The organism is Neobacillus drentensis (assembly GCF_036965245.1).
Lineage (GTDB): Bacteria > Bacillota > Bacilli > Bacillales > Cytobacillaceae > Neobacillus > Neobacillus drentensis_G.
The window spans coordinates 1-13,292 of record NZ_JBALPG010000040.1 but is presented as its reverse complement, the minus strand read 5'-3'; the positions used below and the strand labels follow the sequence as shown (position 1 = coordinate 13,292).

The 13,292-nt window shown below is 37.5% G+C and carries 13 protein-coding genes; 9 read left to right on the top strand and 4 right to left on the bottom strand.

Annotated features, from left to right (window positions below; genetic code table 11):
* Positions 1 to 65 precede the first annotated feature (65 nt).
* Positions 66 to 395, bottom strand: coding sequence for a helix-turn-helix domain-containing protein (locus V7150_RS10130; RefSeq protein ID WP_335517115.1), 330 nt, complete (start codon positions 393 to 395; stop codon positions 66 to 68).
* A 276-nt stretch (positions 396 to 671) separates the two neighbouring features.
* Here V7150_RS10130 and map point away from each other — a divergent pair, with 276 nt between their 5' ends.
* The gene (gene map, locus V7150_RS10125) at positions 672 to 1,421 is read left to right on the top strand and encodes a type I methionyl aminopeptidase (RefSeq protein WP_335517112.1); all 750 of its coding nucleotides are present in this window, start codon (positions 672 to 674) and stop codon (positions 1,419 to 1,421) included.
* A 47-nt stretch (positions 1,422 to 1,468) separates the two neighbouring features.
* Here the strand turns inward: map and V7150_RS10120 are convergent, their stop codons facing one another.
* Positions 1,469 to 1,693: a DUF1128 domain-containing protein gene (locus V7150_RS10120; RefSeq protein ID WP_283922039.1), complete on the bottom strand. Its 225-nt coding sequence runs from the start codon at positions 1,691 to 1,693 to the stop codon at positions 1,469 to 1,471.
* Between the two features lie 224 nt (positions 1,694 to 1,917).
* On the opposite strand from V7150_RS10120, the gene V7150_RS10115 reads away from it, so the two are divergent.
* Both V7150_RS10115 and V7150_RS10110 read left to right on the top strand, forming a co-directional pair.
* The gene (locus tag V7150_RS10115) at positions 1,918 to 2,289 is read left to right on the top strand and encodes a YtxH domain-containing protein (RefSeq protein WP_335517107.1); all 372 of its coding nucleotides are present in this window, start codon (positions 1,918 to 1,920) and stop codon (positions 2,287 to 2,289) included.
* A 15-nt stretch (positions 2,290 to 2,304) separates the two neighbouring features.
* Positions 2,305 to 3,141 carry a YihY/virulence factor BrkB family protein gene (locus V7150_RS10110; RefSeq protein WP_335517105.1) on the top strand — a complete coding sequence of 279 codons (837 nt, stop codon included), beginning with the start codon at positions 2,305 to 2,307 and terminating at the stop codon, positions 3,139 to 3,141.
* A gap of 297 nt (positions 3,142 to 3,438) precedes the next feature.
* On the opposite strand, the gene V7150_RS10105 is transcribed toward V7150_RS10110, so the two are convergent.
* Together V7150_RS10105 and V7150_RS10100 are read right to left on the bottom strand one after the other, a co-directional pair.
* Positions 3,439 to 5,352, bottom strand: a complete 1,914-nt coding sequence (locus tag V7150_RS10105) for a heavy metal translocating P-type ATPase (protein ID WP_335517102.1) — start codon at positions 5,350 to 5,352, stop codon at positions 3,439 to 3,441.
* 405 nt (positions 5,353 to 5,757) lie between these two features.
* Complete coding sequence (locus V7150_RS10100) at positions 5,758 to 6,933, bottom strand: MFS transporter (protein WP_335517099.1); 1,176 nt, start codon at positions 6,931 to 6,933, stop codon at positions 5,758 to 5,760.
* 222 nt (positions 6,934 to 7,155) lie between these two features.
* On the opposite strand from V7150_RS10100, the gene cax reads away from it, so the two are divergent.
* From cax to V7150_RS10070, 6 genes are all read left to right on the top strand, one after another.
* Positions 7,156 to 8,214, top strand: coding sequence for a calcium/proton exchanger (gene cax / locus V7150_RS10095; RefSeq protein ID WP_335517097.1), 1,059 nt, complete (start codon positions 7,156 to 7,158; stop codon positions 8,212 to 8,214).
* Between the two features lie 423 nt (positions 8,215 to 8,637).
* Complete coding sequence (locus V7150_RS10090; RefSeq protein ID WP_335517095.1) at positions 8,638 to 9,255, top strand: YczE/YyaS/YitT family protein; 618 nt, start codon at positions 8,638 to 8,640, stop codon at positions 9,253 to 9,255.
* 121 nt (positions 9,256 to 9,376) lie between these two features.
* Positions 9,377 to 10,192 (top strand): YfkD famly protein, encoded by an 816-nt coding sequence (locus V7150_RS10085; protein WP_335517093.1) that lies wholly within the window; start codon positions 9,377 to 9,379, stop codon positions 10,190 to 10,192.
* Positions 10,193 to 10,311: 119 nt separating this feature from the next.
* Entirely contained in the window at positions 10,312 to 10,509 is a 198-nt protein-coding gene (locus tag V7150_RS10080) for an SE1561 family protein (RefSeq protein ID WP_335517090.1), read from the top strand.
* A 179-nt stretch (positions 10,510 to 10,688) separates the two neighbouring features.
* On the top strand, positions 10,689 to 12,233 hold the full coding sequence (locus V7150_RS10075; protein ID WP_335517087.1) for a fumarate hydratase: 1,545 nt from the start codon (positions 10,689 to 10,691) through the stop codon (positions 12,231 to 12,233).
* A 280-nt stretch (positions 12,234 to 12,513) separates the two neighbouring features.
* Positions 12,514 to 13,292, top strand: a 779-nt coding sequence (locus V7150_RS10070; RefSeq protein ID WP_335517085.1) for an NERD domain-containing protein, incomplete at its 3' end; no start/stop codon positions are given.

Genomic DNA, 13,292 nt, shown 5'->3' with positions numbered 1-13,292 from the left:
AAAAAACGACATTTTTGTAGAATGCTTTTCTTCTTGGCCGAAAGGAAAGTTTAAGACACGTATGCTTACTCATTATTATTTTGATTAATTCGCCATTTATTAAATTCAAGGTAGTCGCGAAATTGTTCTTTTGATATTCCCGAGGTCATTGCATCTTTCACCAGATTCAACCACTCGCTGTCCAATTCAGTCTTGTCAATTTGGTCATGGATCAAATACTCAACTGGAAGATTTAAAACAGCAGCAATTTTTTCAAGAAACTGAATAGAAGGATTCTTTTGCAGGTTTCTTTCAAGTGAACTTAAATAAGATTTAGCAACTCCCGCTTGTTCAGCAAGTTCGGATAGTGACATTTTCTTTTCTAAGCGGAATTTTTTAACGCGGTCACCAATCATGGGGTCTCACACACCTATTTTAATATTAATATGTTTATTCTACCAAAATGAATTGAAAAGTACCATATTAAGAACACGTGAATATTGCAATAAAATGAACATTGAAAAGAGCGTTTCAGAGCTTACGACAAGTAATTTTGAAAAAATGAGCAGTTAGAGGTAATATTAAGAGTGTTGCCAACCTAAAGGTTAAATTTCTTAAGTATAATGATGCTTTATTGAACCATATTGTAAACTATACATAAAAATAAACAAAAAGGAAGGGGATTCTCCTAAATGATTGTCCTTAAATCACAACGAGAAATTGAAGCGATGAAAAAGGCTGGAGATATTCTTGCAGCCTGTCATAAAGAAATTGCAAAATTAGTAAAACCGGGTGTAACAACGTGGGAAATAGAGGAGTTTGTTAACAGCTTTCTAAGTGAAAATGGAGCAACACCTGAACAAAAAGGCTATAAAGGTTATGAATATGCAACGTGTGCGAGCATCAACGACGAAGTATGTCATGGCTTTCCAAGAAAGGAACCATTAAAAGATGGCGATATTGTAACGATTGATATGGTTGTTAATTACAATGGAGCCTTGGCCGATTCGGCATGGTCTTACGCAGTTGGCAAGGTTTCTGAGGAAACGGATCATTTATTAAAAGTAACAAAGGAAGCTTTATACAAGGGAATTGAACAGGCTGTTGTGGGTAATCGAATTGGTGATATTGGCCATGCAATTCAAACCTATGTTGAAAATGAAGGTCTTTCTGTAGTTCGAGACTTTATTGGCCATGGTATTGGTGCAGTGATTCACGAGAAACCTGACGTTCCGCATTATGGACTGCCAGGAAAAGGTGCAAGAATTAAAGAAGGTATGGTATTTACCATTGAGCCAATGGTAAACATCGGCAGATACCAAACGAAGATGGATGATAATGGCTGGACGGCAAGAACATTTGACGGTAAATATTCAGCACAATATGAGCACACACTTGCAATTACAAAAGATGGCCCAATTATCTTAACAGAACAGAAATAAGATCAAAACAAAAACCCGTTATTTACTGCAATAACGGGTTTTTTGTTTTATTTTTTTCTAAGATTTCCAAGTTCTTCAACTAACGCTTGCATTTCATTAGGACTAAACGAATTCTTTTTCAGTACCATTTCGTAAATTTCCTTTAATTCTTCATACATTTCTTCATCGAAGTGAGAAGGTTTAATTGCTCCGAGGTTTAATACCTTTAGTTTTTCCTTTATTTGTTCAATCATATATTCAACATTTTCAACAGATTTCTCAGATAAATTCATTTCGGGCACCCTTTCCGAATTAATATTTTTATCTTTTCATTTTAAATAGTGTATGTCAATACAAAATTCCTTTATAGTTTATCCAATGACAGGTAAATAAAAGTTATAAGGTGAGACTTGCATAGGAATGATAGATAAAGCAAAATAAATGGGTAGGATTATATAGGTATTATTTTCATTTGGATTAATTCATGATATTTATCATGGTGGAAGGAGAGTTTAAGATGACAAGGAAAAATCAATTTTGGAAGGGCATGCTGATCGGAGCCATTGCGGGCGGAGCCATTAGCTTATTAGACAAACAAACCCGTGAGGCTATGAAGGAAAACGTTCAAAAAACTTCCAGCAAGGTTGCCTATATTGTGCGAAATCCGGGAGAAATATCCGAAAAAGTAAAGGGGACAGCAGCAAAAATCAAGACAACCTTTGAACAGGTTAGTGAAGATATATCCTATATTACAGATAAGGTTGAGGAATTAAAGGAGTTGACACCCCAGGTAACTGATATTCTAAAAGAAACGAAAGATTCCTTTACAGAGAATGAAAATACAAATCTGATCGAAGAAGTATTGGGTGAAGAGGAAAAAATCATTTAAAGAAGGAGGATGGAAATGGACAAGGAAGCGAAAGTACGCTCTTCGTTGCTTAGATTGCTTTGGCATCGGATCGAGGAAGATGATATTCCAGGATTAAGTGCTCAATTGGCCTACTTTTTTCTTCTTTCCTTGTTTCCACTCCTAATTGTCATATTTACGCTAATACCTTATATCCCGATTCCACATCAGGATATGCTTGGGATGATTGAATATTTCGCACCAGCAGAAGCGATGGAGTTAATTAAAAAAAATGTAAATGAAATCATGAATCATCGGAATGGCGGTTTGCTTTCGTTCGGGATTATCGGGACGATTTGGTCAGCCTCTAATGGGATAAATGCCGTTGTGAGGGCTTTTAATAAGGCTTATAATGTGAAGGAAAGCCGCTCTTTCATCGTCTCCCGAGGAACGGCTATTTTATTAACTTTTGGGATGATTTTTGTCTTTATCCTTGCGATTGTTCTACCGATATTTGGCAGGGAAATAGGTGTTTTTCTATTTTCAAAATTAGGCTATAAAACTGAATTCCTCAAGCTCTGGAATATGTTAAGCTGGCTTGTTAGTGCGATTATTTTATTCCTTATTTTCACTGGTTTGTATTGGATTGCTCCAAATGTGAGGCTGCGCTGCCGAAGTGCTTTTCCTGGAGCTGCGTTTGCGACATTTGGCTGGATTCTATCATCTATGGGCTTATCATTTTATGTCGGGAATATTGGTCACTATTCACTAACCTATGGAAGTATTGCAGCTATTATTATTTTAATGATTTGGTTATACATATCAGCTTTCATTATTATACTTGGTGGAGAAATCAATGCCTTTTATAGTGAAAAAAATCGGTCGAACTGCTAATACTTTCCTTCATGAAAAAAGTTCATCTGCCTAAACTATGATGGAGGGGTAACCCAATATTAAAGGAGGTATTAAGTAATGACAAAGCATACTAAAAAAGATGGCAGTACAAAGCAAAAAGGAAAAGGAAGTAAAGGAAATAAAACGTCCGGATCAGCAAACGGCTCTAACGGATATCACTAAAAGGATTCGACATATAAAGAAAGGCTGGGAGTACCCAGCCTTTTCCTAACGCATAAGTGCAACTACGCATCTGTCTTCGCCCTTAGGGGCTCGCCAATCGGCGAGTTTTCTTTATCATTTTAATAATCGAAGGCTATTTAAGATGACAAGGATGGTACTGCCTTCATGACCGATTACACCGTACGGTAAGTCGAGCATTTGAAAGAAATTGGATGCAATCAAAAGCATGATTACTGTAATGGAGAAAATAACATTTTGTTTGATGATTTTGTTCATTCGCTGTGAAAGGCGGATGGCTTCTGAAATTTTTGGCAAATCATTTTTCATTAGTACAATATCTGCTGTTTCAAGGGCTACATCTGTCCCTTCCCCCATCGCAATCCCAACATTGGCAATCGCTAATGCGGGAGCATCATTGATACCATCACCGACCATTGCAACAGTTTTATATTTGTCTTTCAGTTGTTTAAGCTGATCCACTTTTTCTTCAGGGAGACATTCAGCGAAAAATTCATCTACATGACTTTCAGTCGCAATGGCACGCGCTGTTTTTTCACTATCGCCGGTTAGCATCACTGTCTGTATGCCTTGTTTCTTTAGATGGTCGATTGCAACCTTTGTTTCCTCACGAACTACATCCTTCATAGCAATCATCGCACTTAGCTCGCCGTTAATTTCAATAAATACTAGTGTATTTCCAAGGCTTGCAAGGTCTTTGGCTTTACCATCAGCAAATTTGTCGACATTTTCTTTTCCAACAAAAGCTGCTTTTCCAATTTTCCATTGGTCTCCATTCATTTCTGCTTTTACGCCCCAGCCAGTGACATCCTCAAGGCTGTCTGGATGGAATAGTTCTTTGCTTACAGTCTGCTTCGCATATTTAACAATTGCTTGTGCAAGCGGATGGTTTGAATGGCTTTCAATCGAAGCCGCTTTCCAGATGAGATTTTCTTTTTCCAGCCCATCTTTTACAATCACTTCAGTGACCTCGGGCTTTCCTTTTGTTAGTGTGCCAGTTTTATCAAAAGCTATGGCTTCTAAATGACTTAAATTTTCAAGATGGACGCCGCCTTTAACTAAAATTCCATGTCTGGCTCCATTTGAGATGGCTGATAAGGTAGCAGGCATGATCGAAGCGACAAGGGCACAAGGAGAGGCGACCACTAATAAAATCATCGCTCGATAAAAGGATTCATGCCAGCTCCAGCCGAGTAAAAAGTACGGCAGGAAAATCATAGCAATCACCACAAGCAGGACAACCTTTACGTAGGTTCCTTCAAAGCGTTCAATGAAAAGCTGTGATGGTGACTTTTCACTTTGTGCTGATTGAACGAGCTGAATGATTTTTTGAAAAAGTGTATCATCGCTCGCCTTTGTCACTTGGACAGTAATCGAGCCTGTCATATTAACGGTTCCAGCAAAAACTTCTTCTTGTTCACCCTTAGAGACAGGCATCGACTCGCCTGTAATCGCTGCTTCATCAATATTGGTTTGTCCTTTGATAATCATTCCGTCTGATGGGACACGTTCACCCGGTTTAATTAGAATTTGATCACCGACAAGAAGCTCAGAAACGGGAACCTTTTTTTCATAACCGTTTGAGATAAGCAAAGCCTCTTCCGGCTGCAGTTCCATTAAAGAAGAAATTTCTTTATGGCTTTTATTCATCGTGTAGGTTTCTAAGGCACCACTGACAGCGAAAATGAAGATTAATACAGCACCCTCTGTCCAGTACCCAATAATGGCTGAACCAACCGCAGCAAAGATCATCAACATTTCTACGTTTAGTTCTTTATTTTCATATGTGGCTTCAATGCCTTCCTTTGCTTTGGCAAAACCGCCGATTACAAATGCAAGCAGGTAAGCAACGATAGAATCAGCACCATTCCCATATTTATCAAACAGCCAGCCTGAAACAATCAAAACTCCGCTTAAAGATGCAGCAATCAGTTCTGCATGTGGTTTGATTTTTTCTATGAAACTAATATTCTGTACTTCTTTTGTAAGTGATTTTGCATTTGAACTCATTGTGTATCTCCCCCCCTTATTAATTTGATTGTACTGTAAGCAAAAAAAAATGTCAATTCTAATTGATAATATTGTAGTTTAATTGAGAATGAAATTCAGTACAACATCTAATAATGTATGGAATTATAGTTGAAATGGTTAATCTTAAATAATAATTATTATCAATTGTTTCAACGGAGAGATAAGCTGTTTCTGTGATTTGTTTTGCTAACAAGAATGAATTGAATGTGTAATTGATAAGAATAATCAAACTCACTACCCCTAAAAAACACGAAAGCTGTCATCAAAGTGATGACAGCAATAATCTCACAATTCAATATATTTTATTTAATCTTACCATACATTCTATGCTTTAAGATATGAATTTGCTCCAAAATAATGTGATGATGATTTTTTTAGATGGTATTAATCATTTACCGTAATCAAGGACTTTTCCTTATTTAATGTAATTATTAAAAAGATAATAAAAAATAACGTACTAATAATATGAAAGAAACTAATGTTTTCAAAGTACTGAATAAAAAATCCTCCTAAAGTGGGACCAATTAAACTACCGAGACTGAAAAAGATCCCGCACATGAGATTTCCTGTAGGGAATAAATTTTTGGGCATTAAGTCAGCCATATAGGAAATGCCAAGTGAGAACGTTGAACCAACAAACATCCCTGCTAAGAATAAACAGACGGCAAGCGAGAAGAAAGATTGCTCCAAGAAACTGGCTGTGATAAAGCATATAAAACCAAGGAAAAGTATGGTTATTAGAACATTTCTACGACCGATTTTGTCACTCAAAATACCTAATGGAAGCTGAAATACAATTGCACCAATAGCAAAGGAAGCCAAAAGAAGTGAAACATTCTTGACATCAAGCCCATTCCTTAAAGCATAGACTGGAAAACTTCCATTTAAAGATGACTCTAATACCCCATAAGCAAGTGGAGGTAAGAAAGCAGCCCACCCATATTTCCATGCTTGTGAAAAGCGTTTTAAAGTGGCAGCGAATGAATTAACCTTTATTTCTTGATCCGGATGTTCGTTTTTAAGAGCAAATAAAAAGACCCATCCCACTAAACATAAAGCAGAAGATAAAATGAAAGGAAGAGCCTCATTTATATTGACCAGTGGTGTCATTAATGGTCCCGTTGCAAACCCAATCCCAAAAAATAACCCATAAAGAGAAAGGTTTCTTCCACGTCTGTTTTCGGGTGAAAATGAAGTAATCCACGTCTGTGTTGCGAAGTGCAAAGCATGGTCTCCGACACCTATGAAAAGCCTTAGAATAAACCAAAACCAAAATGTTTTCCATAACGGAAACAATGCCAAGGAAACGATAACCATCAAGCCACCAAAAATGATAACGGGCTTATAACCAAATTTTCGAAGAGGTTGTTCCATAAATGGGGATACTAAAAGTATTCCTATGTATAGTGCGGTCGCATTCAATCCGTTTAATGATGACGAAATCCCACTGTTTTCAAGAATCACTGCTATCAGTGGAAGAAGCATACCTTGACTGAAACCTGAGATCGACACAATACTGACTAATATCCAAAATCTAAAATTTGTGTTTACATTTATCATTTTTTACCTCTTAAGAAAATAAATTGGTGTTGGTACTCAATTATTTATTATAACAAGATAATGGTTCTTTTGGTTAAAAATGAATAAAGTGGTTTATGCCTATCCATATTGATCATTTCATCTAGACATTTAATGGAATTTAGGTTAACTTAGGTGAATGTGGAAAAAACATATAAGGGTAGAAAAAAGGATGAGAAAAAAATAGACTATGGAGGGAATGCATTGATTAGAAAAATATTTATGCTATTGACATTCATTGGGGTTCCACTTTCTGTCATTGGGACACTAATGCATTGGCCGAGTATTATTCTTTTTATTCTTTACTGTTTAACGATTATTGCTTTATCCAGCTATATGGGCAGGGCAACCGAGAGTCTTGCCATTGTGGCAGGCCCGCGAATTGGAGGGCTGTTAAATGCAACCTTTGGAAATGCGGTTGAGCTGATTATTTCGGTATTTGCTTTAAAAGCAGGATTAGTAGGGGTTGTCTTAGCTTCATTAACAGGTTCCGTACTGGGAAACCTGTTATTGGTCGCCGGTCTTTCTTTTTTTGTCGGCGGATTAAAATTCAAGCGGCAGAAATTTAACGTATTTGATGCCCGGCATAATTCAGGACTGCTGATGTTTGCGGTAATGATTGCTTTTGTTATTCCTGAAGTATTTTCAATGAATATGAATGAAACGAAAACTCTATCATTAAGTGTTGGAATTTCAGTTATCCTTATCCTCCTTTATCTCGCGGCATTATTTTTTAAACTCGTTACACATCGTGGTGTTTATCAGTCTGGGACGGAAAATGCGGCTCATGAAGAGGAGGAACCGGAATGGGGGAAAGGCAAGGCGATCGCCGTGCTTTTGGTCGCAACGCTTGCTGTTGCCTATATATCCGAGCATCTTGTTCATACTTTTGAGTATGTAGGAGAGGCTTTCGGTTGGACTGAGCTCTTTATTGGGGTAATCATTGTCGCCATCGTTGGTAATGCCGCGGAACACGCTTCTGCAATTTTAATGGCCTATAAAAATAAAATGGATATTGCTGTTGAAATTGCTATCGGTTCCACCTTACAAGTGGCTATGTTTGTGCTGCCAGTGCTTGTCCTCATTTCACTTGCTTTTGACAAATCGATGCCGTTAGTATTCAGTTTGCAGGAATTAATTGCAATGGTTTCATCGGTACTCCTTATGATTGTCATCTCTAACGACGGTGAATCCAATTGGTTTGAAGGTTTGACCTTGCTGGCAGCTTATGTGATTATGGGGATTGGTTTTTTCTTACTATAAGGACCTTTAGAATATCACTTTTGGTGTCAGGCACCAAATATAAAGAGACTCTAAGCCCAAGGGCCTAGAGTCTCTTTTGATTCAAAAATATTCACATTTTTCAAATGTACGGGGTTAATCCTTTTGCTGTGCTATAATGAAACAGCAATATTTTATTAGGGTTTTAAAAATCAATCGCTTTCTTTGGGACCATCAATCACCAACCTTCATGTTTAGTTATAAGCAAGAAAAACACGAGTGTTGAATTTCATATAAGACGGGAATCCCAACCTCCTTAAATGTAAATAAGTAAATGGTTAGCCGATTGATTACAGCCCTCCTTTTTTGAAAGGTTAAGTATAGTATAAACCTAAATTAGAATTTTGTAAATAGTCTGATTATTATGCTCTCACTACTTTTTTACCATTTTTGAAGGAGCGAAAAATGAAATTTTTTATACGGCTATTATTTTTTATTTTCGGGTTATCAATTATGACATTTGGTGTATGTATGACAATTGAAGTAGCAGATATTGGTGTAGGGGCCTGGGATGCCCTCAATGTTGCCCTAACTGAAAAGGTAGGATTATCGGTTGGGAAATGGGTGATGATTGACGGTGCAGTTTTAGTCATAGTTAATTCCCTTTTAGTAAGAAGAAGACCTGATCTGCTTTCACTGTTAACAATTATTTTCATCGGTTCTTTAGTTGATTTTTGGTTGGTGACTGTTTTTGATTTATTTACAATTGAACAATTTATCGCTAAATTGGGAATGTTGCTTATGGGGATCCTAATAATTGGTATTGGGGCGGCGATATATTTGCAGGCCAAGTTCCCTCAAAGTCCAATCGACAATTTTATGTTAGCAATAAAGGAACGTCTTCATGTGAATTTAATGACGGCAAAAACACTTGGTGAAATTACAGCTTTGGTGCCTGCTTTTTTTCTAAAAGGACCTATTTCGTACGGAACGATTATCATTACTTTTACAGTGGGACCTGCTATCCAATTATTTTTTCCTTATTTTGAAAAATTAATGAAGAAACTGCAGGCGAAATATTAATTGATAAAGTCCTTCAGGTGAAATTCCCTGAAAATAATTGCTTGAAATGGATAATATTTATGTACTCCGAAAAAACTACGTAGAGACATGATTAATGCTACTAGTGAAAGGAGTTTAACCTGTGAAGAAACATATTTCTTTACTTATGACACTGCTGTTAATGCTAACCTTTATTCCGTCTGTTTTCGCGCAAAAGGCACCGGTAAAAAAAGCACCAGCTCCAGTAAAATATCAAGTCCCAGTCTCAGTTCGGAACATTTCAAAGGAAAATACGTATCCGAATTCAACTCAGAACCTGCCACAGCTAAAGCCTAGTGATTTAACCAGAAAATTAATCAATTCTTCAAAAGAAAAAATTGAAAATCCTGATTTGATTCGTATGCTTAATGAGTCGAGTATTAACAACACCCCATTTGCGTTTGGCTATCGTGCAATTATTTACCTTGGTCAGTGGCCTTTGAACTACGAATCATCAGAAACCTCCCCGAATTGGGAGTACCAAAAGATTAATACAAATTACTTTGATAATCGCGGCGGAATTGTGCCATATCAAATTAAGTATGTTCAAGAGGCCCAAAAGGTTGTCCGTGGCGGGCTGACAGCTAAAATTGCCAATGCCGAAGATGTGAAAAAGATGATGCTTTTAAAGGCAATGGAAAAAACTCGTTTGCCACTCGCATTTGAAACGATTATCGGAGCTGGCACGAAAAATGATAATATTTATAATATCCCTGCCAACCGCTTGGGATACTTATATGCTTATGCACCCGGTGTTAATGAAAAAGGGAAAGTAACCTATGGAGAAGTGTATTTAATGCTTAAAGGAAGTAAAAAGTTTATCGTAATTAAAAACGTTACCTCTCAAGGGATCGGTGCCTGGATTCCAGTTCAGGATTATGTTTCGTTTGGCTTCGCAGCTTCAGAACGACCACGCTAATTTGGGCAAAAGGACTCCTGGCAGCAGGAGTCTTTTATTTTGGTTAAATAGGACAAACTAATTGTCATAGCTCCAATTTTCCGGTAGGATGAAAACATTAATGAAAGGAGAGATACAGCTTGGGAAGTCCGATTCAAGATAAAAATTCACAGGTTGATTTTTTAAAACAGCGTTTAAATATGTTTATCGATGTGCTCGATGCCATTGATCCGGAGGATACGGATCTTGAGGATATTGATCGTTTAATTTCTTTGCTTGATGACATGGAATCTAAATGCAGAGAATTCAATAATCGTGAAGTAAGTGAGTCTGTTTAAAAGCAGGCTCTTTTTTATTGATGGATGTAGGCGGATTACCTCAAACTTCCATGTATCCGCTTGCAAGCTTATTCTTTAAATACTATGGCTATAGGAGTATAATAGAAGCGTGCAAAAAGTTGTAATATTTTAAATTGAATAATTTGGGGAACAAAGGGAATGGGAAAGGGGTACTCGAATTGAATATTGAAAAATTCCAGGAAAGTATGTACAAGCTTGTCGTTGAAACTTCTACAAAACTTCCAAAGGATGTTCGTCGTGCAGTTATGGCTGCGAAGGAAAAGGAAAACGCTGGCACGAGTGCAGCTATGAGCCTTGCTACCATCACGAATAACATTAAAATGGCGGATGACCAAGTGTCTCCAATCTGTCAGGATACAGGCCTGCCAACGTTTAAAATTAAAACGCCAGTTGGTGTTAACCAATTGGGACTAAAAGAAGCCATTCGAAATGCGATTGTGCTGGCTACAAAAGAAGGCAAATTACGCCCAAACTCTGTAGATTCTTTAACAGGGGAAAACAGCGGTGATAACCTTGGTGCGGGGGTCCCGGTTATCAAATTTGACCAATGGGAAGAAGATTACATTGACGTCCGTCTGATTTTAAAAGGCGGTGGATGTGAAAATAAAAACATTCAATACAGCTTGCCATGTGAGCTAGAAGGACTAGGACGTGCGGGCCGCGACCTTGATGGTATTCGCAAATGTGTCATGCATTCTGTTTATCAGGCACAGGGTCAGGGCTGCAGCGCTGGTTTTATCGGCGTCGGAATTGGCGGCGACCGTTCATCAGGATATGATTTAGCAAAAGAACAGTTATTCCGTTCTGTAGATGACGTGAATCCAAACGAGGATCTCCGTAAGCTTGAAGAATATGTTATGGAAAATGCAAATAAATTAGGAATTGGAACAATGGGCTTTGGAGGCGAGGCGACTTTACTAGGATGTAAAGTCGGTGTCATGAACCGGATTCCTGCCAGCTTCTACGTATCAGTTGCCTACAACTGCTGGGCATTCCGTCGTTTAGGTGTCAGCGTTGATGCTGTTAGCGGAGAAATTAATGAATGGATGTATCAAGATGGTGAGTTCATTGATTTTGCTGCTACGGAAGCAGAAAAAGAAACAGCTGCAGCTTCTGCTGAAGAAGTAATTACATTAGAGGCACCAATTACAGAAGAAAAGATTCGCTCGTTAAAGGTTGGCGACGTTGTTCAAATTAACGGATTAATGTACACTGGCCGTGACGCAATTCATAAGTATTTGATCGACCACGATGCCCCTGTTGATTTAAATGGCCAAGTCATTTATCATTGTGGTCCAGTTATATTAAAGGACGAAGCTGGAGAGTGGCACGTTAAGGCTGCCGGGCCAACAACAAGTATTCGTGAGGAACCATACCAAGGCGATATCATGAAGAAATTTGGAATTCGCGCGGTTATCGGTAAAGGAGGTATGGGACCTAAAACATTGGCAGCTCTTAAGGAGCATGGCGGTGTGTACCTGAATGCGATCGGCGGTGCAGCACAATATTATGCTGATTGTATTAAAAAAGTCGAAGGCGTTGACTTGATGCAATTTGGTATTCCTGAAGCGATGTGGCATCTTCGTGTCGAGGGCTTTACTGCCGTTGTCACCATGGATTCACACGGAAACAGCCTGCACGCTGATGTTGACAAATCATCTTTGGAAAAATTGGCGCAGTTTAAGGAAGCAGTTTTTAAATAAGATTATGTGGGGTAGGCGCTGGGTGGGCGTCTATCCTTTTTTTTGGCAGCTTGAAGGGGGCGTTTGTTCATATCCCTATGAAATTTGTTCATAACTTAAGTAAATTTGTCCATAACATCCTAAAATTGTTCATATCCTTAGATTATTTGTTCATACTATCAAAAAATTTGTTCATAAATTTTGACAGCAAAATGAAGAGAATAAAAATTCTAGTTTTTAGTGCAGGATTGGGTAAAAACTATGTCGAAACATATTATAAATGGGAAAAGGAGGGAATATTTTGTTTGATTTAGACTTAATAAAACCAATAACATTAGAGCAAGCGGTAGCAACTCAAAGAAGATTACCTATTAATCATGTTTTGAGGAATGATGTTGATGTAAAAGTAAGGAAATTAGCTTCTGGATACCAAGGGGAAAAAACATTAAACTATTTTCTTGGATTACTTCCCCAAAAAAACTATCATATTTTTCATGGTCTTCGTCTTCCAGCGGAAAAGTCTTTCTTTCAGATGGATGCTCATCTCCTTTCCACAAAATTAATAATTATCCTCGAATCAAAAAATTATTCTGGAACACTCTCTATTGAAAAACTTCAATTGACTCAAGAAATCAATGAATCAAAAGTGATCTACGAAAATCCAATCGCTCAAGTTAATAGGCATAAATTACTTTTACATTATTTTTTTCAAAAGTATCAAATTCCATCAATTCCAATTGAAACTCTCGTTGTGTTTACTAAATCTTCATCAGAAATTAAAATTGCTCCAGGATATGCCGAAGCAGAAAAAAAGATTTGTAAGGCCAGCAATCTATTGAAGAAAATTGAGGAACTAGAGAAATACTACACCCAGGATAGAGTCGATCAAAAAACAATTGGAAAAATAAAAAGGCTGGTTTTAAATAAACACACTCCAATTAGAACAGATTTTTTACAAACAATAGGTATAGATAAAAGTGATATTTTAACAGGAGTTCGGTGTCCAAACTGTTCATTTATACCAATGCAATATAACAGGAATAATTGGAAGTGCCCAGTTTGTAAACACCTATCTAATGA

Excerpts from the sequence above, each read along its gene's own strand:
- V7150_RS10100 (WP_335517099.1), bottom strand. The coding sequence starts at position 6,933 with ATGATAAATGTAAACACAAATTTTAGATTTTGGATATTAGTCAGTATT.
- V7150_RS10105 (WP_335517102.1), bottom strand. The coding sequence starts at position 5,352 with ATGAGTTCAAATGCAAAATCACTTACAAAAGAAGTACAGAATATTAGT.
- V7150_RS10115 (WP_335517107.1), top strand. The coding sequence starts at position 1,918 with ATGACAAGGAAAAATCAATTTTGGAAGGGCATGCTGATCGGAGCCATT.
- V7150_RS10110 (WP_335517105.1), top strand. The coding sequence starts at position 2,305 with ATGGACAAGGAAGCGAAAGTACGCTCTTCGTTGCTTAGATTGCTTTGG.
- V7150_RS10130 (WP_335517115.1), bottom strand. The coding sequence starts at position 395 with ATGATTGGTGACCGCGTTAAAAAATTCCGCTTAGAAAAGAAAATGTCA.
- V7150_RS10090 (WP_335517095.1), top strand. The coding sequence starts at position 8,638 with ATGAAATTTTTTATACGGCTATTATTTTTTATTTTCGGGTTATCAATT.
- V7150_RS10120 (WP_283922039.1), bottom strand. The coding sequence starts at position 1,693 with ATGAATTTATCTGAGAAATCTGTTGAAAATGTTGAATATATGATTGAA.
- map (WP_335517112.1), top strand. The coding sequence starts at position 672 with ATGATTGTCCTTAAATCACAACGAGAAATTGAAGCGATGAAAAAGGCT.